This window comes from Paenibacillus wynnii, assembly GCF_000757885.1.
GTDB classification, from domain to species: Bacteria; Bacillota; Bacilli; order Paenibacillales; family Paenibacillaceae; genus Paenibacillus_AQ; species Paenibacillus_AQ wynnii.
In genome coordinates this window covers 36,032-59,776 of the sequence record NZ_JQCR01000001.1, presented here as the reverse complement: position 1 = coordinate 59,776, position 23,745 = coordinate 36,032, and the positions used below count along the sequence as shown (strand labels likewise).

33 protein-coding genes and 1 pseudogene are annotated in these 23,745 nt (G+C 46.0%); 28 read left to right on the top strand and 6 right to left on the bottom strand.

What is annotated here, in order from left to right; genetic code table 11:
- Positions 1-6: 6 nt before the first annotated feature.
- The 24 genes and pseudogenes from PWYN_RS00425 to PWYN_RS00320 all read left to right on the top strand — a co-directional run bounded on the left by PWYN_RS00425 (position 7) and on the right by PWYN_RS00320 (position 18,876).
- Entirely contained in the window at positions 7-525 is a 519-nt protein-coding gene (locus tag PWYN_RS00425) for a phage major tail tube protein (protein WP_036647207.1), read from the top strand.
- Positions 526-536: 11 nt separating this feature from the next.
- On the top strand, positions 537-851 hold the full coding sequence (locus tag PWYN_RS00420) for a hypothetical protein (RefSeq protein WP_052087645.1): 315 nt from the start codon (positions 537-539) through the stop codon (positions 849-851).
- A gap of 190 nt (positions 852-1,041) precedes the next feature.
- Positions 1,042-3,903, top strand: coding sequence for a phage tail tape measure protein (locus tag PWYN_RS27680; RefSeq protein WP_052087644.1), 2,862 nt, complete (start codon positions 1,042-1,044; stop codon positions 3,901-3,903).
- On the top strand, positions 3,900-4,106 hold the full coding sequence (locus PWYN_RS00410; RefSeq protein ID WP_036647205.1) for a tail protein X: 207 nt from the start codon (positions 3,900-3,902) through the stop codon (positions 4,104-4,106). The genes PWYN_RS27680 and PWYN_RS00410 overlap by 4 nt, the downstream gene beginning before the upstream one ends.
- Positions 4,107-4,118: 12 nt before the next feature.
- The gene (locus PWYN_RS00405) at positions 4,119-5,141 is read left to right on the top strand and encodes a phage late control D family protein (protein ID WP_036648095.1); all 1,023 of its coding nucleotides are present in this window, start codon (positions 4,119-4,121) and stop codon (positions 5,139-5,141) included.
- 2 nt (positions 5,142-5,143) lie between these two features.
- Positions 5,144-5,374, top strand: coding sequence for a hypothetical protein (locus tag PWYN_RS00400; protein ID WP_052087643.1), 231 nt, complete (start codon positions 5,144-5,146; stop codon positions 5,372-5,374).
- Between the two features lie 5 nt (positions 5,375-5,379).
- A complete protein-coding gene (locus PWYN_RS00395; RefSeq protein WP_036648143.1) occupies positions 5,380-5,778 on the top strand; it encodes a phage tail protein in 399 nt (132 codons plus the stop codon).
- The gene (locus PWYN_RS00390; protein ID WP_052087660.1) at positions 5,775-6,110 is read left to right on the top strand and encodes a GPW/gp25 family protein; all 336 of its coding nucleotides are present in this window, start codon (positions 5,775-5,777) and stop codon (positions 6,108-6,110) included. Before PWYN_RS00395 ends, PWYN_RS00390 begins: the two co-directional genes overlap by 4 nt.
- A gap of 1 nt (position 6,111) precedes the next feature.
- The gene (locus tag PWYN_RS00385) at positions 6,112-7,242 is read left to right on the top strand and encodes a baseplate assembly protein (protein WP_036647304.1); all 1,131 of its coding nucleotides are present in this window, start codon (positions 6,112-6,114) and stop codon (positions 7,240-7,242) included.
- On the top strand, positions 7,235-7,792 hold the full coding sequence (locus PWYN_RS00380) for a phage tail protein I (protein ID WP_036647302.1): 558 nt from the start codon (positions 7,235-7,237) through the stop codon (positions 7,790-7,792). The genes PWYN_RS00385 and PWYN_RS00380 overlap by 8 nt, the downstream gene beginning before the upstream one ends.
- The gene (locus PWYN_RS00375) at positions 7,793-10,210 is read left to right on the top strand and encodes a phage tail-collar fiber domain-containing protein (RefSeq protein WP_036647300.1); all 2,418 of its coding nucleotides are present in this window, start codon (positions 7,793-7,795) and stop codon (positions 10,208-10,210) included.
- Positions 10,211-10,212: 2 nt separating this feature from the next.
- Positions 10,213-10,929 (top strand): hypothetical protein, encoded by a 717-nt coding sequence (locus PWYN_RS00370; RefSeq protein WP_036647299.1) that lies wholly within the window; start codon positions 10,213-10,215, stop codon positions 10,927-10,929.
- 13 nt (positions 10,930-10,942) lie between these two features.
- Positions 10,943-11,323 carry a hypothetical protein gene (locus PWYN_RS00365; protein ID WP_036647297.1) on the top strand — a complete coding sequence of 127 codons (381 nt, stop codon included), beginning with the start codon at positions 10,943-10,945 and terminating at the stop codon, positions 11,321-11,323.
- 31 nt (positions 11,324-11,354) lie between these two features.
- A complete protein-coding gene (locus tag PWYN_RS30245) occupies positions 11,355-11,480 on the top strand; it encodes a hypothetical protein (protein ID WP_276203395.1) in 126 nt (41 codons plus the stop codon).
- A gap of 81 nt (positions 11,481-11,561) precedes the next feature.
- Positions 11,562-11,849, top strand: coding sequence for a hypothetical protein (locus PWYN_RS00360; protein WP_036647295.1), 288 nt, complete (start codon positions 11,562-11,564; stop codon positions 11,847-11,849).
- Positions 11,846-13,222, top strand: a complete 1,377-nt coding sequence (locus PWYN_RS27675) for a collagen-like domain-containing protein (RefSeq protein WP_052087659.1) — start codon at positions 11,846-11,848, stop codon at positions 13,220-13,222. The genes PWYN_RS00360 and PWYN_RS27675 overlap by 4 nt, the downstream gene beginning before the upstream one ends.
- Positions 13,219-13,392, top strand: a complete 174-nt coding sequence (locus PWYN_RS28990; RefSeq protein ID WP_157261052.1) for a hypothetical protein — start codon at positions 13,219-13,221, stop codon at positions 13,390-13,392. Before PWYN_RS27675 ends, PWYN_RS28990 begins: the two co-directional genes overlap by 4 nt.
- Positions 13,393-13,434: 42 nt before the next feature.
- Positions 13,435-14,565, top strand: a complete 1,131-nt coding sequence (locus PWYN_RS00350; protein ID WP_084146541.1) for a S8 family peptidase — start codon at positions 13,435-13,437, stop codon at positions 14,563-14,565.
- Between the two features lie 26 nt (positions 14,566-14,591).
- Positions 14,592-15,101, top strand: a complete 510-nt coding sequence (locus PWYN_RS00345) for a phage holin family protein (protein ID WP_084146540.1) — start codon at positions 14,592-14,594, stop codon at positions 15,099-15,101.
- A gap of 12 nt (positions 15,102-15,113) precedes the next feature.
- Positions 15,114-15,812, top strand: a complete 699-nt coding sequence (locus tag PWYN_RS00340; RefSeq protein WP_036647293.1) for a M15 family metallopeptidase — start codon at positions 15,114-15,116, stop codon at positions 15,810-15,812.
- Between the two features lies 1 nt (position 15,813).
- Positions 15,814-15,981 (top strand): ubiquitination-like system serine protease family protein, encoded by a 168-nt coding sequence (locus PWYN_RS30795; RefSeq protein ID WP_476703794.1) that lies wholly within the window; start codon positions 15,814-15,816, stop codon positions 15,979-15,981.
- Positions 15,982-16,274: 293 nt separating this feature from the next.
- A pseudogene (locus tag PWYN_RS00335) lies at positions 16,275-17,725 on the top strand (IS1182 family transposase).
- 259 nt (positions 17,726-17,984) lie between these two features.
- The gene (locus PWYN_RS00325) at positions 17,985-18,446 is read left to right on the top strand and encodes a Panacea domain-containing protein (RefSeq protein WP_036647289.1); all 462 of its coding nucleotides are present in this window, start codon (positions 17,985-17,987) and stop codon (positions 18,444-18,446) included.
- Positions 18,439-18,876, top strand: a complete 438-nt coding sequence (locus tag PWYN_RS00320; protein WP_036647287.1) for an MAG6450 family protein — start codon at positions 18,439-18,441, stop codon at positions 18,874-18,876. Before PWYN_RS00325 ends, PWYN_RS00320 begins: the two co-directional genes overlap by 8 nt.
- A gap of 129 nt (positions 18,877-19,005) precedes the next feature.
- Here the strand turns inward: PWYN_RS00320 and PWYN_RS00315 are convergent, their stop codons facing one another.
- The 4 genes from PWYN_RS00315 to PWYN_RS27670 form a co-directional block, all read right to left on the bottom strand.
- Positions 19,006-19,209: a hypothetical protein gene (locus tag PWYN_RS00315; RefSeq protein WP_036647285.1), complete on the bottom strand. Its 204-nt coding sequence runs from the start codon at positions 19,207-19,209 to the stop codon at positions 19,006-19,008.
- A gap of 15 nt (positions 19,210-19,224) precedes the next feature.
- A complete protein-coding gene (locus PWYN_RS00310) occupies positions 19,225-19,638 on the bottom strand; it encodes a type II toxin-antitoxin system HicB family antitoxin (protein WP_036647283.1) in 414 nt (137 codons plus the stop codon).
- Between the two features lie 51 nt (positions 19,639-19,689).
- The gene (locus tag PWYN_RS00305; RefSeq protein WP_036647281.1) at positions 19,690-19,902 is read right to left on the bottom strand and encodes a type II toxin-antitoxin system HicA family toxin; all 213 of its coding nucleotides are present in this window, start codon (positions 19,900-19,902) and stop codon (positions 19,690-19,692) included.
- 136 nt (positions 19,903-20,038) lie between these two features.
- On the bottom strand, positions 20,039-20,563 hold the full coding sequence (locus PWYN_RS27670) for a hypothetical protein (protein WP_052087658.1): 525 nt from the start codon (positions 20,561-20,563) through the stop codon (positions 20,039-20,041).
- Between the two features lie 120 nt (positions 20,564-20,683).
- Between PWYN_RS27670 and PWYN_RS00295 the strand changes: the two genes are divergently transcribed.
- Positions 20,684-21,001 (top strand): LytTR family DNA-binding domain-containing protein, encoded by a 318-nt coding sequence (locus tag PWYN_RS00295; RefSeq protein WP_036647279.1) that lies wholly within the window; start codon positions 20,684-20,686, stop codon positions 20,999-21,001.
- Between the two features lie 138 nt (positions 21,002-21,139).
- Here PWYN_RS00295 and PWYN_RS00290 read toward each other — a convergent pair whose 3' ends face one another.
- Positions 21,140-21,367, bottom strand: a complete 228-nt coding sequence (locus PWYN_RS00290; protein ID WP_036647277.1) for a helix-turn-helix transcriptional regulator — start codon at positions 21,365-21,367, stop codon at positions 21,140-21,142.
- Between the two features lie 207 nt (positions 21,368-21,574).
- Positions 21,575-21,997 carry a helix-turn-helix domain-containing protein gene (locus PWYN_RS27665; RefSeq protein WP_052087657.1) on the bottom strand — a complete coding sequence of 141 codons (423 nt, stop codon included), beginning with the start codon at positions 21,995-21,997 and terminating at the stop codon, positions 21,575-21,577.
- Between the two features lie 177 nt (positions 21,998-22,174).
- Here PWYN_RS27665 and PWYN_RS00280 point away from each other — a divergent pair, with 177 nt between their 5' ends.
- From PWYN_RS00280 to PWYN_RS00270, 3 genes are read left to right on the top strand one after another with little or no spacing between them, the layout of a single operon-like run.
- Positions 22,175-22,462, top strand: a complete 288-nt coding sequence (locus tag PWYN_RS00280; protein WP_052087656.1) for a helix-turn-helix transcriptional regulator — start codon at positions 22,175-22,177, stop codon at positions 22,460-22,462.
- A gap of 25 nt (positions 22,463-22,487) precedes the next feature.
- A complete protein-coding gene (locus tag PWYN_RS27660) occupies positions 22,488-23,384 on the top strand; it encodes a hypothetical protein (RefSeq protein ID WP_052087655.1) in 897 nt (298 codons plus the stop codon).
- Complete coding sequence (locus PWYN_RS00270) at positions 23,353-23,736, top strand: ORF6C domain-containing protein (protein WP_036647275.1); 384 nt, start codon at positions 23,353-23,355, stop codon at positions 23,734-23,736. Before PWYN_RS27660 ends, PWYN_RS00270 begins: the two co-directional genes overlap by 32 nt.
- Positions 23,737-23,745: the final 9 nt, after the last annotated feature.

Genomic DNA, 23,745 nt, shown 5'->3' with positions numbered 1-23,745 from the left:
TAGATAATGGCAATTATTCCAGAACGGTTAACAGGCTATAGTGTGTTTAGGAATGGTACAGAAAGAGTCGGCACATCCGATGTAGAGCTTCCAAGTCTCGAGGCTCTCACGGATACTGTTAGTGGAGCCGGGATTGCAGGCGAGGTAGATTCTCCAACGATTGGACACTTTGGCAGCATGCGGGCTACGCTCAATTTTCGGACACTGGACATCCCGATGTTCAAACTCTCCGGTCCCAAGTCACAAGCTCTCGACTTCCGAGGAGCTCAGCAAGTGTATGACTCTTCGGCGAGTGAATATAAGAGCATTCCTGTACGGGTATCAGTTCGCGGGATCCCTGTTAACACCACTCTGGGTACTTTCGAGACGAACGCGTCAACAGGAAGCTCGATTGAGTTGGAATGCACCTATCTGATGGTTATGGTAGATGGCGTTAAAGTTATTGAGATCGACAAATACAACTACATCTGCTTTATCGATGGCGTGGATCATCTCGCTGTCGTTAAACAGCAGCTGGGACTGTGAGGATAGCGACGATGGAAAAACAAAATATAACTACTGAGGTCGATGAGCGCATTTTTACGCTCAGTCGGCCTTTTACTTTTGAGGAAAAAGAATACACCGAATTGCTGTTAGATTTCGAATCGCTACTTGGAAGCGACTTGCTTCAGATTAATTCGCAATTTGACGCTGAACAAAAGAGTCCAGTATTCGTAAAAGCCCTGTCACTTTCTTACCAATTAAGTGTTGCAGCGGCAGCGGCAAAATTACCGAAAGAGTTTTTCAATTCACTCCCGGCGAAAGATGTATCCAAAGTGGGGCTGCAGGCACAGAATTTTTTGCTCATCTAGGATTGGCCGACAAAGAAGGGCCGCGCAAGCTGATGAAGCTGGCTGCGGCCCTTTCTTCTGCATATTATACGCCGATCCCACACTGGTTAGGTATGTCACCGCGAGAAATGTACAACTGGATTGAAACTGCAAATGAAATGTCTAAGGAACGCGAACAACAGCCACGGCAGAAAAAGAGGTGATGTAACTAATGGCCGGTAAAGAGTACAAAATAGCGTTTGAGCTACAAGCAAAGTTGGATTCCAGCTATAACACCGGTATGCGTAAGGTGTTGGATAACCTCAATGATCTGGAAACTAAGGCACGATCTATCGAGGCAATCCGGATCTCTGGAGATTTAATCCGTCCGCTGAGGGAAGGACTCCAAGCAACACTACGTGAGTTCGATGAATTGCGCCGAATGCCAAGCTTTACGGGTTTGTTCACAGAAATGGTGAAGGAGCTGAAGGAGGCCGTTCAGCAATCAACACTATTGCAAAGGAGCCTGCAAGAGATAGCCCGTATTCGGATGCCGAGTAACATGTTCGGTAACGATATCCAACGCTACACCCGTGACATGCAGGATCTCGAGCGCCGTATGCGTGAGATCAATGACATTCAAGGCCCGCAACCTGGAGACTCGGGAAGTGGCGGAGGTGGTGAGGACGCAGGCGGGAGTTCTGGAGCTTGGGCGCTTGGTGGTGCTGCTCTCGCTGGTGGCGTGGGAGTTGCTGCTGTGGCAGGGCTTGCGTTGGCTGGTCACGCGGTGTTTTCGTTCTCGGAAGATTATAAGGTGGCGATGAACCAAATCTCAGCATCCACCGGAGCATCTGAAAAAGAGATGGAAGGTTTCAGCGATATCGCTGAAAATCTTTATAACTCTAATATGGGTGAAAATTTTTATGATATTGCCGAAAGCCTTAGTGTCGTACGACAAGTGACAAAACAATCTGGTCAAGCGCTTCAGGATGCAACAATGAATGGCATGGTTTACGCTGACGTATTTGGTGAAGAGATTGCCGAATCAACAAAAGCGGCCGACACAATGATGAAAAATTTCGGAATTACTTCAACTGAGGCTTACAACTTGCTTGCTCAAGGTGCCCAAAAAGGACTCAACAAGTCCGGAGAATTACTGGACACGGCAAATGAGTACAGTGGGTATTTTAGTAAATTGGGTTTCTCGGCAGATGGCATGTTCGACACCTTCGCAGCAGGCTTAGATGCAGGGGCGTTTAACCTTGATAAGGTCGGCGATGGGATTAAGGAGTTTGGTATCCGGACTAAAGACGGATCAAAGTCTTCTCTGGAAGCTTATAAGACCATTGGACTAAACGGAGCTAAAATGACTGCCGAGTTTGCAACAGGCGGCAAAACTGCGCAGCAGGCATTCCTAAAAACAGCAAAGTCCATTTCATCCATCAAAGACCCCGTTGTACAGAATGCCGTGGCTGTTCAGTTGTTCGGTACGCAAGCGGAAGATCTGGAGTCACGTGTTATAAATGCATATAGTAATGTCGAAAGTCAGTTCGACAAGACTAAAAATACAATGGAAGAGATCGGCAAGGTAAAATACGACTCGATCGGTCAGGCATTCGGGGGTATGGGTAGAACACTACAAACCAGCTTGATCCTCCCTATATCGAAGACGCTATTACCTCTTTTTTCTGGAATGGCTAACAAAATGACAACTTGGGTTCCTGCGGTGGTTGGGGCTTTTGGAAAAGTTGGTGGAGCAGTTAAAGAAGCATACACGAACGTTCAACGGCTCTTCAAAAATGGTTTTGACGGTGAAATGGAAGGCGTAACTGTCAATTATCTAACTGCTTTCGGGATGGATAAAGGGACTGCCGAAAAGATAGCCTCTACAATTAGCTCTGTTTATGAATCTGTAGCTGGAGTGGTAGACAAAATTAAAGGAATGTTCTCCGGTGGCGGGATGGATATTGCTGCTATGTTTGGCATCAAAGGCAGTGACATGAAGGAAATTACCTCTGGATTCAAGGATATATTCGGTGAGCTCGTAAAATATTGGTCTGACTTCATTGGGAACTTGGTGGGGCTATGGCCGTCCATTCAAAAGATGATCGGATCGGTGCTGTCTATTATCCCTAAACTGCTGCCCGTATTTGGGAAGATCGGGACAGCAGCAGTGACTGGTTTTCAAGCTATATATAAAGCGATCATTCCAATTGTGTCCTACCTATCCAGTAATCTCTGGCCGATCATCAGTAAAGTATTCACCTTTCTAAGTACTCAGGTTTTTCCGAAAGTTACATCAATGATCTCGGGTCTGATACCGCCTATAATGATGGTTGTCGGAAAAGCTGGAGATCTTTTTAAATCCATTGGCACGGCGATAACATTTGCTTTTAGTGTAGTCAAACCTATACTTGACACGGTATTTGCAGCCTTCAACTTTGCATGGCCTGCCATACAGGTGGTCGTCACGAATGCAATTGATATGATCGGTGGAGTGATCAAAGGACTGTTGAAATCTCTTGGAGGGATCATCGACTTTGTGACAGGAGTTTTCTCGGGTGATTGGGGTAAAGCTTGGGGCGGGATCAGGGATACTTTTTCAGGTATTTTTGACGGATTAGGAGCTATTTTAACATTCCCGATTAATGTGGCGGTTGATGCGATAAACGCAGCTATCCGTGGTATTAATAAAGTTAGTTTCGACATACCTGATTGGGTTCCGAAGCTTGGTGGTGAGCATTTCGGCATTAGCATCCCCGAAATCCCTAAGCTCGGTGGATATGCAAAGGGCGGTTACGTGGACAGTCCAGAGGTAGCTTGGGTAGGTGAAGGTAATTCTCCAGAGTGGATTATTCCAGAGAATAACTCGGCACGATCACAGGGACTGCTACAGGCTGCTAATCGGAGCATGGGCGGGGGAAATGCTGGTGGTAACACCGTTGGTGATTTCGTGTACAATCCGACATTTATCATTCAAGGCAACGCTAATGAAAATGCTATTCGGCAGATGGATCAACGAAATCAGCAGGAATTTGGTAAACAGTTCTCAGATTATAAACGTCAGGCTATGAGGGTGAGCTTATCGACATGATCTATACAACGATACAAGGCGATACTTGGGATGGTATCGCCTATAAGGTGTACGAACAATCCCATTTAATGACCTTGCTCATGAACGCAAACCCTGATCATACTAAAACGGTTATATTCTCAGGTAATATTGTTCTGAAAGTTCCAGATAAGCCTGCCAATGCCTCTGAGACACTACCACCTTGGCGAAGGGAGGATGGATAAGCTTTGGAATTAATGCAGGATGCCCGCAGAGCAGTGCTGGTTATCAATTATAACGGTAAGGATATCTCTACAGATCTGACAAAGTCGCTTATTGATTTTTCATATAACGATGCAGCTTCGGGAGCTTTGGACGATATTACTTTAAACCTAGAAGACCGCGCTCAAAACTGGCAGGGTCCATGGGAGCCGACAGCTGGCGACAAGATCAAAGCGGAGATACGTACAATTAACTGGGATAAGCCCGGGGAGATAAAAAAATTACCACTCGGCACGTTCGAGGTAGATACCTTTGATTTTGCGGGGCCGCCTGATGCTGTAGCTATCAAAGCGGTATCATTGCCGGTCAGCTCGAACGTACGACAAGAGCGTAGAACAAAGGCTTGGGAAAAGGTTAATCTCCGAACGCTGGCGGATGAAGTAGCTAAGAGAGCCGGATTGAAATTATTATATGAAGCAACAGATAATCCATCTTATGATCGGCTTGAACAGGCGGGGGTATCTGACCTCGCCTTTTTGCTTGAAACAGCCACAAAAGAAGCGATAGCGATCAAGGTATCTGGTGGAAACTTGATATTATTCGATGAATTTGAGTATGAAAAAAAGGCTCCTATCACTTCGATAACTCGCGGGGAAAGTAATGTAATTAATTATAACTTTAACTGGAGCACAACTCTGGTGGCTTATCGAGCCTGTGAAGTTGTATACACGAACTCTAAGAAGAAGAAAACCTATAGAGCCGCCTATACTCCACCAAGAGCGCCAAAGACGGGGCCTATCCTAAAGATCAATGAACAGGTAGATTCACAAGCAGCAGCGATCCGACTTGCACGTAAGAGTCTCAGAGAGAAGAACAAGGAAGCTGGTAAAGGCAGTTTAACACTCATGGGCGATATTAGGATGGCGACCGGCCTCACAATTACTATAAAAGGGTGGAAACGATTTGATGGTAAGTACATCATCGAGTCCTGTACTCAATCAGTCGGCAGCGGAGGTTATACAACATCAATTGGAATTCGGAAAGTATTGGGGTGGTGAAGATGCTAAGAACTGGTATTGTATCGACAGTTAATGAATCTACAAGATCGGTAAGAGTGACATTTCCAGACAAGGATGATCTCGTATCTGGCGAGCTTCCAGTCATAGGACCAACAATGATCGGGCTGAACATCGTAGAGCTGCCAGAGGTTGGTGAAACAGTCCTAGTGGTCTACCCCGACAATAGCTCTGATGGTTTCTGCATCGGAGTTATTCCGGGAGGTGGAACTTAGTGGCTATGAGTAAAATAGGTAGTCTCGGTACGGTTGTGTTTGTGGTATCTCCAGAAGCCATTCGCACATTTCAAGATTTTTCCCGGTCAAGTGCGAGTCGATTTGCAAAGCACGACATAATCGGCCAAAAACCCAAAACTCAATGGCTCGGGCCGGGGCTTGATACGATCACGTTCACGATGTGGTTTGACGCGCGGTATGGTCTCAATCCCCGAAAAGAGTTGGATAAACTATCGATTCTTGAACGCGGCGGCAAGGCTATACCGTTGGTATTAGGTAAGAAAGGCTTAGGTACTGGATTATGGATTATTACCGGGTTAGGGCAAGCATGGACTGACATCGATAATGCAGGAAACGTGATCAGAGCTACAGTCAGCGTGAGTTTGGAGGAATACGTGAAATGAGTACATTTACAGTGGACATGACTCAGCCATCAGACATAAATTTCGCTCCGGCTACAGTTGTAGAAGAGATAAATCAAAATATTCGAACGATTCTCTCTACACCAATCGGAAGCTGCCCTTTCGCACGAGACATTGGAATTGATTACACCATTGTGGATGAGCCCTATCAAATCGCTGAAGCTCGTTTCACAGGGGAAATATACACGGCTATAAGCGCACAAGAGCCCAGAGCTTTGGTAGTGGGTGTATCTTTTAACAAAACGATAACAGATGCCATGACAGGACGTGTAGCGGCTATAGTGACGTATACACTGGCAGAGGGGGTTGAGTGATTTGGTTCAGTACGCGGATTTACCCGACATACTGTTTGTTCAGGAAGATGCTTCAGCAATAATACAAAACGTCATAACAGTATATGAAGGTCTAACAGACCGAACACTGCAGCCCGCCGATCCGGTGAGGCTGTTTTTATCTTCTTTGGCAACAATTATTGTCCAGCAGCGCATTCTTATCAATCAGACAGCTAAGGGAAATAAGCTTCGCTTTGCATCTGGAATTGTACTTGATCACGAAGCGGCTGCTTTTGGACTTGAACGCTTGGAGGCTTCGGCGGCGATTACTACGTTACAGTTTACATTGTCTATTTCTCTGGCATCTGCTACATCAATTCCAATAGGGACTCGGGTAGGGGCTCAAGGAGGTGATGGGTCCATTTACTTCATAACAACTGAATACCTGGAGATTCCGGCGGGGGTTACAACCGGAACAATGACAGCTAAATGTTCAGTGGTTGGTGCAGCGGGCAATGGATTTTTACCGGGGCAAGTCAATGTCCTGATGGACCCTTTGCCTTTTGTGCAATTTGTAACCAATCTGACAGAGAGCTCAGGAGGAGCTGCTGAAGAGTCTGATGAAGCGTTTAGAGATCGAATCCGAACAGCGCCGGAATCCTATTCCACAGCTGGACCGGAGGGGGCATATGAATTTTGGGCGAAATCAACGAGTCCGGCTATTATTGATGTGGTCGCCTACTCTCCAACAGAAGGTGAAGTTACGATCGTTCCATTAGTGGTAGGCGGTGAGCTGCCGAGTACTGATGTTCTAGAAGCTGTAACCGAGACGCTTGAAAACAGAGGCATTCGTCCGTTGACGGACCACGTGACGGTTATTGCACCTTCGGCAGTGCTTTATAACACTACAATTACCTATTACATTAGTCGCAGTCGAGCGGCTGAATCAGCGGTTATACAAGTAGCGGTAACCGAAGCATTGTCCGCTTATCAGCTGTGGCAAAAGTCCAAGTTAGGGAGGGATATCAATCCTTCTGAGTTAATTGCTCGGGTAATGGCGGCAGGAGCTTCTAGGGTGGTTGTTACAGCTCCAGTATATACCGCGCTGACACAGACTCAGATCGCCCAAAATGGTACTACAACGGCCACATATGGGGGGCTGGTAGATGATTAACCTACAAACAGTAAGCCTCCTGGATCTGCTGCCTCAAAGTATAAAAAATGATCCGATTATGGCAGCAGCGGCAGCGTCAATAGATGCTGAACTGCAAATGACCACGGCCATGATTGCCAAGCTAGATATTTTTGGCCGGACTGAAGAGTGGACTGACGAGGAAACAGATGAGTTAGCTTGGCAATATCACGTGGATTACTATGATCCAGACTTATCGATTGAACAAAAGAGGTTGCTAGTTAAAAACGCAATCCCGTTTCACAGGCGAAAAGGCACTCCGTCAGCTGTCGAGGATCTGATTTCCATCTTATTTGGCGAGGGTAAGGTTGAGGAATGGTTTGAGTATGGTGGTGACCCCCATCACTTCCAAGTAATCACTAATAACTCGGATGTCACAAACGCTCGAGCAGAGGAATTTATACAAGCTGTGGACTCGGTAAAACGTCTCTCATCAGTCCTTGATCGGGTAACAATATCGCAAGTGGAGGATCTAAATATTTATTTTGGCGGCGCTCTGCATATGGGTGAAGTTATGAAAGTGGGTGTATAAATGGGTGCATTTGGAGGATTTACGTTAACAAATAAAGGTCGAACATTACAGTCTAAGGCACAGTCAGGCGTACAACTGAGTTACACGAGGATAGCGGTAGGAAGTGGTCAACTCGGTGGGCAGTCGATTTTATTACTTAACACTTTAATTGATCAAAAGAAATCATTGCCTGTTACTCGACTAAGAATGCAACCGCCAAACAAAGCGATAATCGGGGCAGTCCTTTCCAATCAGGATGTTACCACCGGGTTTTATTTTCGGGAGATTGGCGTTTTTGCCACAGATCCAGATGAAGGAGAAATTTTGTATTGCTATGCCAATTCAGGGACGGACGCTGAATATATACCTGTAGTAGGCGGCGCCGACATTATTGAAAAAACGATTGATTGTACTGTCATTATCGGAACAGCTTCTAATGTAACAGCTACGATTAATGAATCACTCGTACTGACAAGCCTTGAAACATTTAATGAGCACACCGATGCCGCAGTGCTTGACCATCCAGACGGATCGGTCACTACGGCAAAACTCGGAGCAAAAGTTGTAACATCCGCTAAATTAGGGGATGGTTCAGCAACAGATACGGTTATAGGGAATCGTACGTTATCGGACACTGCCGCACCAGTTTCAGATACGGGATCAATTCCAACTCTGTTATCCGGTTTAGCTTATCAAATTAAATCAATAACCGGCGCATCTTGGAAAACGGCTTCGAGCATGACAATTTCCGCAATTAAAACGATACTTGATGCAGCAGTAAGTATTGCTACTCCCTCAACCTTAATTAAACGGGACTCTTCGGGTCGCGCTCAGGTCGTGGCTCCTTCCGCAGCAGGGGATATTGCCATTAAATCCACAGTAGATGCAGCCATTACAACAGCAGCGACCGATGCAACGACAAAAGCCAATACAGTTCAGACCAACCTAAATACACATGCGGCAACAGCAACAGTCGGAGTACATGGTTCTGCATCTGTAGTAACGGTAAATACATTGATGCACCGCGATGCTTCCGGACGTGCACAAGTTGCCTCACCATCTGCAGCTGCTGATATTGCTCGAAAAGATACTGTGGATGCTGTTCAAACAAACCTAGACAATCATAAAAATGCTACTGGTGGAGTTCACGGTGCAACTTCTGCTGCTACCATAAACGCTCTAATTCAACGAGATAGCGCGGGACGGGCGCAAGTTGCAGCGCCTTTAGCAGCTGCGGATATCGCCCGAAAGGATACAGTAGACAACGCAATTACTGGACTGTCGTATACCGCAGCTGACGTACTAGCGAAGCTGTTAACCGTAGACGGTGCAGGCAGCGGCGTAGACGCGGACATGCTAGAAGGGCAACACGGATCATACTACACACCTAAAACAGTTACGCTTACTTCGGGAACTAACCTAAATACTGTAGTTAATTCAGGGTTTTATAGATTAACCACAGCGCACGCCAATGACCCGGGAGCGCAAGACGGGCAGCTAATAGTATCAGGAGGACTAGATACCATAATTCAGATAGCTATCTCATACACCTCTGGAAATAATATGTATGTGCGCGGAGGCACTCCTGCAGAAGTAGGCGGTACCGGGTCATGGGGTGCTTGGACGTCTATCGCAAAATTGGCAAGCCCCGCATTTACTGGGATGCCAACAGCACCTACAGCAGCAGCGGGGACGAACACAACCCAGCTAGCTACTACCGCTTTTGTGGAAGCTGTACGGGTCATCCTTGCAACTGCGGACGCACTAAAAGCGCCGCTAGCATCCCCGGCGTTAACCGGAGTACCTACAGCGCCTACCGCTGCGCTAGGTACGAATACTACGCAAATTGCGACCATGGCAGCGATTCAGGCCGCAATAGCTGCATTAATCAACGCAGCACCTGGAGCGCTGGATACCCTGGACGAATTAGCCTTAGCCATGGGGGACGATGCAAATTTTGCTACGACCATGACCAACGCCCTAGCGCTGAAGGCCCCGCTGGCATCCCCAGCGTTTTCAGGTTCGCCAACCGTACCAACGGCGGCACCAGCAACGAATTCGACACAGGCCGCAAGTACGCAGTTTGTACAAACGGTGGTGGCGGCGGCAACGCCAGCAAAGGCAAAGGTCAGTAACTCATTAGTAGCAACTACGTCAGCGGTAACGGTCACTACGTACACAGCACCCGCCGTAGGTAACTACCTTGTCGGCGTATACTTGCGGGTAATTACTGCAACGACTACGGTAACGGTAGCGGTAACCTACACGGATGCTGGCGGGGCGCAAACGACCACCATAGCCAACGCGCAGGCTTTTCCTGTAGGTAGTTGGAGCTTGCTTCCTGTGTTCTTAGCTTCAACAGCTACGGCGATAAACGTAGTAGTAACTACCGCTACAGCTAACCAAGTGTACGCTTCGGCGTCGATTGTGGGGGTGTAATTATGGCACAGATTTTTACGCCGGGAACGGCTACAGCGTCCGATGTTATGGCCGGGAAGAACTTTAATGCCGGGGTAATATGGGACGGCGCGGGGGCGATTGTAGAAAGGGGCGCAGGTGGTACAGTAACGCCGACCTCGTCCGCACAGACGAAGCTTGCAGGGCGCTACACTTCGGATATCACCATTTCAGGTGTTACCGTCCCTGCTGCAAAAGTTGTAAATGACACAACTATAGCGGGGGTAACGGGTACCTTACCAAAAATAACAACGCATCAAGCTGCCCAGATCATAGACGCTACCTCTGTAGCAGGTAGAATCTATCAAAGACCGTCAGCGTCTGCCTGGGACGGAGTATCTTCGGTATATTCAGACGACCCGGATTGGGTAGCGGCGAACATTCGAAGCGGTACGAGTATCTTCGGATTGATGGGTACTTTGATACCGGGTAAACGATCCGCTACCGGGACTGTTCAATCGGGAAGCGGCGTCGTTAATCTTGGAGTATCTTTTGTTCCTACAGTCTTGCTGGCTTCCATGCTACCTATTGTTAGTGGTAGGTGGGCGAAATCGTGGATAAACGGGCAATGGGTAACATATGACGGATACTCACAGGATGCCTGGGGCATGCACACGACGAAACCTACAACTACCACTATATATCTTGATACAGGAACGCTACCGTCCGAATATTTTTATTATTGGATGGTCATAGAATGATGGGGGTGTACTTATGCAGATAGGCAGAAAAATTTATTTCGACAAAGGAACAGGCGTGGTTATTCAGATTACTAGCGAACGTGCCGGGAGTATTGTAGAGTTCACAGAGGATCAAGACTTTGAAATGTATGCCCGGCTTGCAGAGCGTGTAAAAGAAACCGTAGACGTTATTGCACTGGAATACGGAGATTATGCCCAAGACTTCATAGAAGGTCGCCTAACAGGTGTTAACCCTACCACCAAAGAGTTGCTATTCAGCTACCCCGACCCACAAGCGCCAGGAGAGGTAACGCCGCCACAACCCGCATTGTCTGTAGAAGTAGCAGCTCTAAAAGAAAGACAAGAAGCTTCTGAAGCGGCTATCTTGATGCTTATGGATTTCGGAATGATGTAATACAAAACGCTTGAAAGGAGGTGAAAATACTATGTATACATTTATACTGAACCAGTATGTAATGGGTAAAATAACCGAAGCCAAAGTACGATCCTATGCCCCAAGGTACATTTCAGAAACAGAGGCTAACATGATTTTACTAACACCCCAATTATAGTTTTAACTGGTAGCGCCCATAGAGGCGTTTTTATTTTGCCCTCGGAACCCCGGGGGCTATCTTTTTACAAGGAGGCCTACGATGGCTGACCTAACCATAAAACGTGGAGACACCTTTATATATACGGCTACGTGGGATGGAGCCACTCTGTCGGAGTTACGGAGTCAAGTCCGTAATAGTCTTGGGCAACTGACCTCTGAGGTGACCATAAACAATGCTGGCACACCGTATACGTTTGTGTTGTCCGTGGTAGATACCAGTAAATGGCCGATAGGCGTCCTACAGACCGATATCCAGCGGACAGTCGGCGGGCTAATCATCAGTAGCGAGACCATAACGATTAACGTGTTAAGGGATGTGACGCAATGAGCGATGTGCCGATTAATGTAACACCTGGACCGGGACCTGCAACAATTATCATTAGTACAGGCATCGGTGGCGGTGGTGCTGGAATACCTGGACCTCAAGGACCTAAAGGAGATAAAGGCGATCCGGGCGGTATAGGTTCTACTGGTCCTCAAGGTCCGCAAGGTCTACTAGGAGAGCAAGGTCCTAAAGGTGACAAAGGAGATATCGGAGCACAAGGCCCTTCTGGACCCAAGGGTGATACAGGCAGTGTGGGTCCTGCTGGGCCGACAGGTGCGCAGGGGATACAAGGTCCTATCGGGTTGACGGGCAGTAAGGGAGATACCGGCGCAGTTGGAGCACAAGGCCCTCAAGGTCCTACTGGATTGACGGGGGCAAAGGGAGATACAGGTGATATCGGAGCCACAGGACCACAAGGACCGCAGGGCACCCAGGGTTTGACTGGACCTAAAGGTGATACAGGGTTGCAGGGTCTAAAAGGAGATACTGGAGATACCGGCTTACAGGGATTGCAAGGTTTACAGGGCCCTGCTGGTCCAGGAGTACCGACAGGCGGTGTATTAGGTCAGGTATTGACCAAAGCGAGCGCATCCGATTATGACACGGCATGGACGACTCCAACGGTGGGTGGTGGTGCGAATGGGCCTGCATTATTGGCATCCTACGCCTACACCGGCAATCCTGTTATCCAACCCACAAGCATAAACATCAGCACTGATACTTTTACGGCGGTTGCCCATGGCTTAATAAACGGGCAGATTATATTCCCGGCGTGGACACCATCATCTGGCTTTAACACAAAAGGTGCTGTTTATCCTACAGGGATGTCGCAGGTGCATTATTACGTGATTAACACCACAGCGGACACTTTCCAGATATCGTTGACATCCGGCGGCGCGGCAGTGGATATAACAGCACTGGGGGCTAATCCGTATAAGTTTCATTTCCAAAGAGCCATCATAAAATCTTTTGTTATCTCCGGTCTCGGAACGTTGCTAAAGGCACGGGTAAAGGCGTTTATGCTATCTAGTTTGGATGATAAGACCTACGGTTGGGATATACGACCAAATGAGTGGGCTCTGAACGGAGATCTGGTTTATAACCCACTCGGCGGGGCTAATTTTAATGTCGGCAGGCTAGGTAGTATTGGGTCACGGCTTGTCTTGGACTTTGAAGGGGGCACACCGCGTAAATGTGCTGATGTCTCATGGTCCGCCTATTACTATGACAATACGGTAGCCAGCGGCGCAGAAGGTAGACAAGGGTCATTATATAACGGTACTCCTGAGCCATTTACAGCTATTTATGCAGGAATTTATGCATCCAGTCCTGCCTATATCGCAAACGGATCTATCGTGGAGGTGTACAGCATATGATGCAGGTAATCTATAACGCACAAAACGGAGAGTCCGAGCTGATTGAGTTGCCGGATGAGCCTATTGCAGATCCAGAGCCCACGCCAATCATAGAGCCATCAGATGCCGAGAGGATCGCCGCATTAGAGGCAGCGGTATTTACACTTATGGATCAGTTGGCTGGGCAGTAATAATGATTTACTAAGTCACCAATAAACCAATGGAGGCAGGACATGAACGTTAGACTTTTAGAACATATTGTTGGTACGTCATCATCATCCGCAGAAGTTACCCCGGATGGTGTTCAAGACATTGCAGCTAGTGCTATGTGGGATCGCGGATATGACGGATCAGAGGTAGTTGTGGCTGTGTTAGATACAGGTTGTAACAATCACCCAGACCTTGCAGGACAGATCAAAGGTGGTAAGAACTTTACTACAGATTACGGTGGGGATTCAGATAATTTTTCAGACAACCACTTTCACGGTACCCATGTAGCCGGGACGATTGCTGCAGTGCGGGGTAATGGGATCGGAGTTGTCGGTGTGGCACCGGATGTGAAGTTATTGGTGTTAAAAGTATTGAGTTCTGATGGAAGTGGCGGCGTGTATAACATTATCGAGGCAATCGATTATGCCATAGCTTGGCGAGGGCCACAGGGGCAACGTGTGCGGGTTATATCGATGTCACTAGGTACGATCTGGGCACCACAGGATTTCCACGATGCTATTAAGCGTGCGGATGCTGCCGATATAGCTATCGTTTGCGCATCCGGCAACATAGGAGACGGTAATAGTGAAACGAACGAAGTTAATTATCCAGCCTATTACCCAGAGTGCATCGCTGTCGGTGCTTACGATATGTGGGGTGGAGTGGCCTACTTTAGCAACTCCAATAACCAAATCGATATTTGTGCTCCTGGTGTAAATGTACTCAGCACGAGTAATAGCGGCGGATATGTATACTCCTCGGGTACCAGCATGGCTGCTCCTCATGTGGCAGGTGCCTTGGCGCTGATCGCTAACAAATTAGATAAGGCGTTTGGTAGACATGCAACTTCACGGGAGTTGTATGAAGAGCTTATTAACCGAAACACCATCCTTTTGGATGTGGCAAGTACCTTACAAGGTTATGGAGCATTGCGATTTGTGGGAGCCGCCACGATGCCGGTCAAAAAGGTTAGGATCTCGGATGTGGATTTTGAGGCGGCACTGTCCTGGCTTAAAGATCATGGGATGTTTAACACTCCAGCCTATTGGCGCAACAATGCCGTGGTGGGTAAAACGATACGTGGCGATTACATGCGAGAAGCACTTATTAAAATTTATATTGTGCAAGGCCTTGGTGCACAAGTAGAAAAGTAATTAGAGAGAGAGAAGGGAGCTAGGGAATGCTCTATCATATCAAGCAATTGTCGACAATCATATATACGGCTGCTGTCGGCTCTGGGAGCCGCGAGGTTGCCACGGGGGGCATTACATCTATGGCGGGATTGCTGGCAACCATTGCGGGTCTGCTGGGAGGCTGGGATAAAGCTCTGCAAGTGTTGGTGGCCTTTATGGTTGCTGATTATATTACCGGGCTGCTGGGCGCAATCAAGACCAAAACGGTGAGCAGTGACGTTATGTTCTGGGGCGGCATCCGCAAAGGGGTCGTCCTTTTTGTTGTCGGCCTGTCTGCACTGATGGATGACTGGCTGCAACCAGGAGCCCCGATCTTTCGCACGGCCGCCATTTATTTTTATGCGGGACGCGAGGGTTTAAGCGTCATTGAAAACATAGGTGTCCTGGGCGTGTATATGCCGCCTGTGGTCAAGGATTTTTTACTGCAACTCAGTGAGGATAAGGCCAAGAATAATCCGGCCAAACCGGATCACCCGGATAATGATCAATCAGCATAAGGAGGACTTAGAGTGTCATTAACATTGGAGCAAGTAAAGAGTAAATCAAATAAACGATTGGTAGGATTACAACCGGTTGTCTTAGCTGCTACTCTCGCACTGATAGAGCGGTGCTATAAACGTGGTGTACCTATTGTTATTACTCAGGGGCTAAGGACAATTGAAGAACAGGAGGCCCTCTATGCGCAGGGTCGCACCAAGCCAGGATCAATTGTTACCAATGCTAAGGGCGGTACCAGCTATCATAATTATGGCCTTGCAGTAGACTTTGCATTGTTACTTCCGAATGGATCAGCAGTATCTTGGGATCTCAAACGTGACGGTGATTGTGATAAGGCAACTGATTGGGGAGAAGTAGTTGATGAGGCTAAGGAACTAGGATTTGAATGGGGTGGGGATTTCACCAGTATCAAGGATGCACCACATTTTCAAATGTCCTTTGGTTTAACTATTTCTCAGTTACGTGCAGGCATCAAACCATCTGAAACAGCACTCGCAAAAGCACAAGCAAAAATCGAAATATACATGAAGGAGTGTAATGACGTGAAAGCAGAGAAAGCAAACTTTATTGTGAACGGTGTGAAACAGAAGGACGGACTCTTTATTGATGGAACAGTGTACGTGCCATTGAGAACAGCTGGTGAGGCATTAGATGCGACTGTTGGATGGAATAAAGATACTAAGACAGCAACACTAACTCGTAAGGTGTAGTATGAGATCTCAATCATTCGATAATGGATTACAGGTTAGGTTTTACTGCCTTGGTTGTAACATGAATCATGCGGTTCCGAAAGACAAATGGTCTTTCAACGAGGACTATGAACGCCCAACGTTGTCGCCGTCTCTACTGGTTACTATGGAGTGGGGCGCACTACGTTAAAAGCGGGTATGCCATAGCTTTGTAACAGACGGTAAGATTCAATATCTGCAGGACTCTACGCATCATTTAGCTGGTCAAACCATTGACTTGCCAGATTTAGAGTCAATTTATGAGGTGTGGTAATTCGAAGATATCAACTTCATATTCCCAAACGCTTACGAAAAAGCCCACTGGCTTAGGCGGGGCCACTGAAAAAGTGATTTTAAAAAAGGTGCAGTTACTCCTTACAAAAAGGAGGAACTGCACCTTTTTCCTGTATACTTAAGTATCATGGGGGAAATAGGTGAGCCGGAATGATTCAGAAACAACAGACCTTGGTGTTGAGTCCATACATCGAACTCTACAATATGGTAGTGCCGAAGGATAACTTGCTTCGGCAAATCAACGAACTTGTAGATTTTTCATTTATCTACGAAGAACTTCAAGTGAACTATTGCCTCGATAACGGGCGTAATGCCATCGACCCGATTCGGATGTTTAAATACTTGCTCCTTAAAGCAATATTTGAATTGTCTGACGTGGACATCGTGGAACGGTCCCGGTATGACCTGTCCTTTAAGTATTTTCTGGGGATGGCGCCAGAGGACCCGGTTATGGATCCCAGCTCCTTAACCAAGTTCCGCAAGCTACGCCTGAAAAACATGAATAGCTGGACTTACTCATTGGGAAAACCGTGACACTCGCCATTGAGATAGGAATCCTGAAGAGCACTGCAATTATTGTGGACGCAACCCATACCAAAGCGCGCTACAACCAGAAGTCTCCGCAAGAGATCCTTCAGGACCGGGCCCGGAAAGTACGCAAAGCTCTCTATGCGATGGACGAATCCGTCAAGACTAAGCTGCCGACGAAGAATACCAGCACAGTGTTGGAAGACGAGATCTCCTACTGCAACAAACTCATACATACCGTCGAAAACGAATTGGGCCTACCATTGGTACCGAAACTGCAAGAACCGCTAAACCTGCTAAAGGAAACCGTGGAGGATGATGTGGAGCAGCTTCGAATCGCAGAAGACGCGGATGCGCGGGTCGGGCACAAAAGTGCGGACTCGTCCTTTTTCGGATACAAAACTCACTTGGCTATGACAGAGGAACGCATTATTACAGCGGCCATTGTTACAACGGGCGAAAAGAATGACGGTAAACAACTGCAAGATCTGATTGAAAAAAGTAAAGCCACGGGGATGGACGTCCGAACGGTAATTGGAGATACGGCTTATTCGGAGAAGGACAATCTCATCTATACAAAGACGAACGACATGGAACTGGTGGCCAAATTAAACCCGATGATTACGCAAGGGAACCGCAAGAAAGAAGATGAGTTTGAGTTCAACAAAGACGCTGACCTGTATGTCTGCAAGGCCGGCCACATGGCGATCCGCAAAGCACGGCAAGGAAAGAAGGGTGTCGGTAAAAACCAGGTGGTCACGTATTATTTTGACGTAGAGAAGTGCAAGCGATGTCCATTCAAAGAAGGGTGCTACAAGGAAGGATCCAAGACGAAAACCTATTCCGTGAGCATAAAGTCCGACGAGCATTCGGAGCAAATGGCTTTCCAAGAGAGCGACTATTTCAAAGACAAGTCAAAAGAACGGTACAAGATTGAAGCCAAGAATAGCGAACTGAAACACAGACACGGGTACGATGTAGCCATATCCTCGGGTCTCTTAGGCATGGAGCTACAAGGAGCAATGGCGATATTCGCAGTTAATCTGAAGAGGATTTTGAAGCTACACGACTAATAAGGATTATGGTTGTGCAGCCAAATACAGCAAAAAGAAGACATCTTCCCTGAGGGGGTGATGCTTCTTTTTGAATGTGACGAAGCACTTAATCCAAAATGGTTAGTTCTTCAGTGGCCTCGGCTTAGGCTGGTGGGCTTTTTTTATTTTATTGTTAGCAAAACGTATACATTTTATAAAAAAATGGTTACAAAATAGCCATGATCGTATACAAATTACACACTAAGTGGCATAATGTGTGTAATTGGAGGCGAGAATTATGGATATTTTCAGCGCCGCTAAATACTTCTTGAGCAAAGTTGATGAAGAAGAGGGAGTTTTGATTACGCATCTGAAACTCCAAAAGATCGTCTATTATGCGCAGGCGTGGTACTTGGCTATTTACGGACGAAGATTGTTCGAAGACAAGCAATTTGAAGCATGGGCACACGGCCCAGTAAACCCCGAATTATTCCAAGTGTACAGGGGGTACGGATACCAGCCGATACCTTTCCCGGAGGATTTTGACCCTACTGACTACAGTAGAGGTGAAAAGGACTATCTTGATCAAATATGGTCCTTGTACGGTAGATTTGATGCTAAATATTTAGAAGCACTAACCCACAAAGAAGAACCTTGGTTAAGTACAAGAGGTGATCTTCCAGAGGGAGCTCGCTGTGATACCCCGATATCGGATGATCTGATGACGGAGTATTATGGAGGGCTAGTAGAGGATGAGTAGTAAGAAAAAGAAAAAGCCGGTACTAGGCCATCAACCGAAGTCTCAACTTGGCGGCAAAACGATATCACCTGAGGCTTTCAACGTTCCGGACGAAGGGTCTACGGATCACTTGAGTCCGGTTTTTTCTTTTATCGATTGCTGCCCGAATCATTTCCAGTTATCGGACTGGCAGTTTGATGAATTAAAAGCTTTAATGGCTACTTTACGTGATCTTAGCGGTAAGCAGTGGTCGGAGTTGAGAAAAATCAAAGGGTTTAAAAGTGTGGATAGTTCTACGTTCTCTTGTGATTTGCCGGCATACATATCTCCTGAAGTGACAATATGGGAATGTAGAGTTTCAGGAAGAGCAAGGATATTTGGTCATAGAAGTCGAAATGTATTTAAGATTGTTTGGTTTGATCGCAATCATGAAGTCTATCCAATGTCATAATTTTAATATTTACAGATTGTCCCATACGTGATAATGTGTAATTACACGAAACGGAAGCACCGAGCGTGCAATCCGATAGAATCGGTAAATACCCCGCTAACCTTAATTGGTCGGCGGGGTATTTTTGTTTCACTTAAATATTTTCTTAATCAAACTGAAAATATCAAATGAGGTCTTATTATACACCTTGTTATAGGCGGCCTTTTTAGGATTGCGTAACCATCCATATCCACGAGGCATCTTGATCCCCGCACGCTGGACAATCTGACGCTTAACACTAGTACGCGCTGCTATACGTTTCTTTATGCTAGGCATCCGCATTCCGAATTTCACTATGGTTCATCCTCCTCAGACTTTACGTCTATCCAATCCGAGAGCTTCCTTAAGCCCACTTTGCAGGACTTGAGAAAAATTTAAGCCAGCTTCATCAGCAGCATCGCGCAGCCATTTCGGTAATGTACAATTCTTTGTTACGGCTTTGTTGGCTTCCACATTTCGAAAGGGTGGCATAAACACTTCCACGTAAACTATAAGGTCGCTCGAGTCCTCTAAAGTAATTTGATTAGGTTCGGAAGGTTGAGGCAAGTTTTGTCTAGACTCTTCCAGTTCCAAAGCACGAAAGGATAGCATCTCTTTTGCCCGTGTTAGACCTTCTGTGATGTCAGCAGCCGTCACGGCTGTTCCAGGAAAGTCTGGGAAATACATGCTTAAATTGGTGTCTGTACGCTCAACAACAAGGGGATAAACGTAATGGTTCTTCAATTCATTCACGCTCCTTTATCGTTAGGATGGTCAGGATAGGGAAACTCCGGGCTAAAATTTCAGCCCGGATTGGCGTTCAATGCTGCTTAGAGTCCCTTTTGCCAGCGTATCACCCATGCTATGGACAGCAATGTCAGCGAACTTCGTTGGGTCTTTCGGGTTTATGTAGCGTCTATGGCTTCCTTTGCCATGATTTGGCGATTCTACAAACCCGGCTCTCTTTAGGGCTTGAAGCACTTCCCGTACTGTTCGCTGTTTCCCCACCACTTGACCTCCTTTCTATATCCTTATTATAACACGCGTTATTAATGCGTGTCAATAACTAAATGTGCGTTAATTATGCGTGTTCTAGATTGTGGAGACATAGCAAAACCCCGAGGGATTCCCGGGGCCATTTCATTTATTTTATAATTTCAAACTCAATATCTTTGGTATCCTTCAAACCAGTTTGCATAACACCCTTTTCAGTTAATGCTATCTTACCTACAGCAATGTTAACCTTATCGTCATTAGGATGTTGAATGTCCGTAAATACACAGGTAGCGCCGTTGTCTCTTTCGAGAGCAAGGAGACGTCCATTCTCGACTAATGCTTTTAATTGAGCCTCATCTGTTGATTCAGTAGATAAGGTGAGATACCACATTCCCGATTTATCTAAGCGTTCATCAATAATTTCGTATGAAGGTACTACAGCCTGTGACTCCGCAATAACTGGTGCTTCTATTGGTGCTTCTGTAGGCTCGGTTGTGGCTTCCGCTGTAGGTTCGCTTATTACCTCAGCAACGACATCCTGTGCAGGTTCTACGGTAGCTGTAGGAGTTGCTACTTCAACTGGATCATCATCCCCATTAAATATTCCTATAATACCTCCGACCACAAGTACAACAACCCAAAAGCCCCAGCGTTTATATATCGGTTTCTTCATGATGCTCCCCCTATAAATGATAATAAATGCTATGGACAGTTTATCAGAATTTGGTGAAATTTACTATATAATTGTATGATCTTGGATATTACGTGGCAACCTAACCCCGAGGTGATGAGCATGGACATTCCAGTCGTGCATATACAAACGGGTAAAGACCAGGTAATTGATTCAAGAAACATCCTGTACATCCAATCTGAGGGCTCTCAGACGCTGATACACACGACGGATCAAGTATACCGACCTGTTGTATCCCTGAGAGACTTCGCGGCTCTGTTGCTCCCTGAGGGATTCGATACGCTGGATAAATCCAATGTAACCAACGTGGACAAAGTTAAATATTATGACAAAATTTCGAAGCAGGCGTATTTCGACAAAACGGGAAAAGGGAAGTATGTGAAGGTTTCACGCCGGAATCAGGATAAAATTAGGGATTGACTACCGTTCGGCGTCCGTCAACGGTCGATAATTCGTGACATGAAACGACAGCATTTGTTAGTGCGATGGTGTATGCTTTTTTTATGAACATGATGTAACCTTATTGGGTGACGTATAGCTCGTGGGAGAGTAGAAAATCTACTCACTCCTGTTCCGAACGACTTCAAGGATGTACAGATCGGCGGTGTGACAACCGAGTATATGAGCTGCGTTTATCGCAAATTCGAATGACATCTTGCGCTCTCCACTAATGATCTTGTTTACATACTGTCGAGAGACGTTCATTCTTTTGGCAAAGTACGCTTGTGTCCATCCTTTATCTTTGAGTCGTTCCAGCAGGAGACAATCCCCGAGCCGGAAACCCATGGGTTACTCCTTTCTTTGTGTAATTCTGTAAAAAAGTGTTCGTATTTTGTTCGTATTTATGATATGCTTGTTTTACTTATCGCGGCGGACTATATTACACCAGGAGTGGATGACCTATTGAAACAAACGAATTGGACACTTACCTTCAAAAATTGAAAGACAAGGGAGCAAATGTTACAGTATTAATAGATTTTTTAGAAGGATTGATCAGCCAAGAAGATCCGCAATCCCCTCGGCAAGCTTACCAAATTTAATTTTTTGTTCCTCAGTTAGTTCATATCCTTTATAGGTAAGTCGTCTTTTTATCAATTCCTCAATCGGTAAAATATCGTCAGACTCAAACCCTTGCTCATTAGAATAGCTAGGGTTTTTTGTTGCATTCATTTCCTCTTCTTCCTTTGGTGAAGGAAGCCAGTCATACAGGTTAACATCTGTCTTTCCTAAGATGTAATCAGTAGTAGCGTCCAAAACTTCAGCTAACTTTGAAACCATCTCCATAGATGGGTTTTTAACTCCCCCATTCAAGAAAGTGCTTAAAGTAGAGTGGGGAATCCCCGATAACTGCGCTAGTCTGTATTGTGTTAACCCTCTGTTTTCCATAACTCGCCTTACATTTTCATGGACTTCCATTGCAATTCCTCCAATTTATATTACTGTACACAGGAATATTATTTCAAAATATAAGAATAGTCAAGATATTGAGAGATAAAAGGAGAAAAGTCCCACTTTTATTACTAAATCAGGACATTTCGGTATTATGATATTTCCTTATTATGAAATACTATGTGTTCAGGAGGTGAACGAACGATGGCAAATGTCGAAAATAAAAGCACGGATTCCCGTAGAGAGAAAGCTTTGAAAATCATGGTTAAGGATTCTGACAAACTTAACTCTCTAATTATTATGAATGGATTTAGCAAAACTGACTTCGCGAAAGAAATTAAAATATCACAACCAACTGCTACTCAAATAACGAATGGCGAACGAAATCCATCGCCACGTACCGCGAAACGTATTTGCGAAGTGTTGGAATGTGAGTGGACTGAATTGTTTGAGATTATAAAATATCCTCAGATAAGCACCCCTGGTTCATAAATTAATTTCAGAAAGGAGAATGAGCATGAACCAACTAGCGCTATCAACTGACCTGCAGGTTATCACAGCCGAGATCAACAGCTACAAGCAGGTAGCCGGCCAATCACTTTTTGAAATTGGAAAGCGATTGAAACATGTGAAAGATAATGACTTGGCACATGGAGAGTTTGGGAAATGGCTCCAATCAGTTGAAATTGAAGAGTCCCAAGCAAGGCGCTTCATGAAAGTGGCAAGTGAACTCGAAGAACGTGGCACGTTCCACGGTTTGGGATTACGTGCTTTATATGAAATAGCTACAATGCCTCCAGATGAACGCGAAAAGCCGCATTTTATAGAATCAAGCAGCGAGACGAAAAAACCTGTGGATATGACAACTCGTGAACTACAGGAAGTCAAAAAGACGCTCAAGGAGACACAGCAAGAAAAGGACGCTGCTGAACTCAGAGCCAAGCAAGCAGAGACAGCCAGACAGTTGTCTATCCAGCAGCATACTGAGCAGCAGGAGAAGCTGCAGCAGGAGATAGCGATACTTAAAAAGCGCAAAGGTCGCTCTAAGGAAGATGAAGAAACACTCCAACAGATGACCGAGGAAATCAATCAATTGTCCATAGCCAAACGCCAAATGGAAGAAGAATTTCAGGAACGGTACTCGGCATTGGAGAAGAAGCAATACGATCTCCGAAAGATGAAGGAGGCACTTAGTAAGACTCGTGCTTATGTGGAAGTAGACCTTTCAACAGCCCTGGTACATTTTATGCCTATTCACGAACAGCGCGAAGCCATTCAAGCAGCAGTATTGTTTTGGGCAGAGCTGGACGAAACAGTCAATCATCAACGAGCCAAATGGTTGAAGGCAATGGAAAACCAAGTGATTGAGGAGGTTGGCGAGGATGCAAGAAAAGCTGTTGTTATCGAGGGATGAAAAACAATTGCAGATACGTGTGGCGCAGGCAGAGGAGGAAAACGCACGGCTGATCAAGGAGAACAACTCTTTAAAAAAGCGGGTTATCTGTCGGCGTAAGGAACAGGACGCACTTCAGTTGCGAGGTAAGGTAAGGCTGCAGGAATTACTCGGATTAGCAGTTACAGATAACTTCAAACTTCACAAACGAAGAGCATTCAGTCTCTTATGGAGTGATTATCGAAACCGTTTTGGTGTTCGGTCTTATAGGGATACGTTGGAGATTAATTATGACGAAGGGATTCGATTCATTGGAGAGTGGAAACCAAAAAATTCAGGTGATTCCTATCTGATCGGCGTATGTACCCTATAGAAAGGTGGT

What these genes read in the sequence shown, in the direction of transcription:
- PWYN_RS27670 (WP_052087658.1), bottom strand. Translation starts at nt 20,563, where the DNA reads ATGAAGAAACCGATATATAAACGCTGGGGCTTTTGGGTTGTTGTACTT.
- PWYN_RS30795 (WP_476703794.1), top strand. Translation starts at nt 15,814, where the DNA reads ATGAGATCTCAATCATTCGATAATGGATTACAGGTTAGGTTTTACTGC.
- PWYN_RS00270 (WP_036647275.1), top strand. Translation starts at nt 23,353, where the DNA reads ATGCAAGAAAAGCTGTTGTTATCGAGGGATGAAAAACAATTGCAGATA.
- PWYN_RS00360 (WP_036647295.1), top strand. Translation starts at nt 11,562, where the DNA reads ATGGCTGACCTAACCATAAAACGTGGAGACACCTTTATATATACGGCT.
- PWYN_RS00405 (WP_036648095.1), top strand. Translation starts at nt 4,119, where the DNA reads ATGCAGGATGCCCGCAGAGCAGTGCTGGTTATCAATTATAACGGTAAG.
- PWYN_RS00380 (WP_036647302.1), top strand. Translation starts at nt 7,235, where the DNA reads ATGATTAACCTACAAACAGTAAGCCTCCTGGATCTGCTGCCTCAAAGT.
- PWYN_RS00290 (WP_036647277.1), bottom strand. Translation starts at nt 21,367, where the DNA reads ATGGGTTTCCGGCTCGGGGATTGTCTCCTGCTGGAACGACTCAAAGAT.
- PWYN_RS00295 (WP_036647279.1), top strand. Translation starts at nt 20,684, where the DNA reads ATGGACATTCCAGTCGTGCATATACAAACGGGTAAAGACCAGGTAATT.
- PWYN_RS00410 (WP_036647205.1), top strand. Translation starts at nt 3,900, where the DNA reads ATGATCTATACAACGATACAAGGCGATACTTGGGATGGTATCGCCTAT.
- PWYN_RS00400 (WP_052087643.1), top strand. Translation starts at nt 5,144, where the DNA reads ATGCTAAGAACTGGTATTGTATCGACAGTTAATGAATCTACAAGATCG.
- PWYN_RS30245 (WP_276203395.1), top strand. Translation starts at nt 11,355, where the DNA reads ATGTATACATTTATACTGAACCAGTATGTAATGGGTAAAATAACCGAA.
- PWYN_RS27665 (WP_052087657.1), bottom strand. Translation starts at nt 21,997, where the DNA reads ATGGAAGTCCATGAAAATGTAAGGCGAGTTATGGAAAACAGAGGGTTA.
- PWYN_RS00350 (WP_084146541.1), top strand. Translation starts at nt 13,435, where the DNA reads ATGAACGTTAGACTTTTAGAACATATTGTTGGTACGTCATCATCATCC.
- PWYN_RS28990 (WP_157261052.1), top strand. Translation starts at nt 13,219, where the DNA reads ATGATGCAGGTAATCTATAACGCACAAAACGGAGAGTCCGAGCTGATT.
- PWYN_RS27675 (WP_052087659.1), top strand. Translation starts at nt 11,846, where the DNA reads ATGAGCGATGTGCCGATTAATGTAACACCTGGACCGGGACCTGCAACA.
- PWYN_RS27680 (WP_052087644.1), top strand. Translation starts at nt 1,042, where the DNA reads ATGGCCGGTAAAGAGTACAAAATAGCGTTTGAGCTACAAGCAAAGTTG.
- PWYN_RS00390 (WP_052087660.1), top strand. Translation starts at nt 5,775, where the DNA reads ATGAGTACATTTACAGTGGACATGACTCAGCCATCAGACATAAATTTC.
- PWYN_RS00425 (WP_036647207.1), top strand. Translation starts at nt 7, where the DNA reads ATGGCAATTATTCCAGAACGGTTAACAGGCTATAGTGTGTTTAGGAAT.
- PWYN_RS00320 (WP_036647287.1), top strand. Translation starts at nt 18,439, where the DNA reads ATGAGTAGTAAGAAAAAGAAAAAGCCGGTACTAGGCCATCAACCGAAG.
- PWYN_RS00365 (WP_036647297.1), top strand. Translation starts at nt 10,943, where the DNA reads ATGCAGATAGGCAGAAAAATTTATTTCGACAAAGGAACAGGCGTGGTT.
- PWYN_RS00280 (WP_052087656.1), top strand. Translation starts at nt 22,175, where the DNA reads ATGGCAAATGTCGAAAATAAAAGCACGGATTCCCGTAGAGAGAAAGCT.
- PWYN_RS00395 (WP_036648143.1), top strand. Translation starts at nt 5,380, where the DNA reads ATGAGTAAAATAGGTAGTCTCGGTACGGTTGTGTTTGTGGTATCTCCA.
- PWYN_RS00375 (WP_036647300.1), top strand. Translation starts at nt 7,793, where the DNA reads ATGGGTGCATTTGGAGGATTTACGTTAACAAATAAAGGTCGAACATTA.
- PWYN_RS00420 (WP_052087645.1), top strand. Translation starts at nt 537, where the DNA reads ATGGAAAAACAAAATATAACTACTGAGGTCGATGAGCGCATTTTTACG.
- PWYN_RS00370 (WP_036647299.1), top strand. Translation starts at nt 10,213, where the DNA reads ATGGCACAGATTTTTACGCCGGGAACGGCTACAGCGTCCGATGTTATG.
- PWYN_RS00345 (WP_084146540.1), top strand. Translation starts at nt 14,592, where the DNA reads ATGCTCTATCATATCAAGCAATTGTCGACAATCATATATACGGCTGCT.
- PWYN_RS00325 (WP_036647289.1), top strand. Translation starts at nt 17,985, where the DNA reads ATGGATATTTTCAGCGCCGCTAAATACTTCTTGAGCAAAGTTGATGAA.
- PWYN_RS27660 (WP_052087655.1), top strand. Translation starts at nt 22,488, where the DNA reads ATGAACCAACTAGCGCTATCAACTGACCTGCAGGTTATCACAGCCGAG.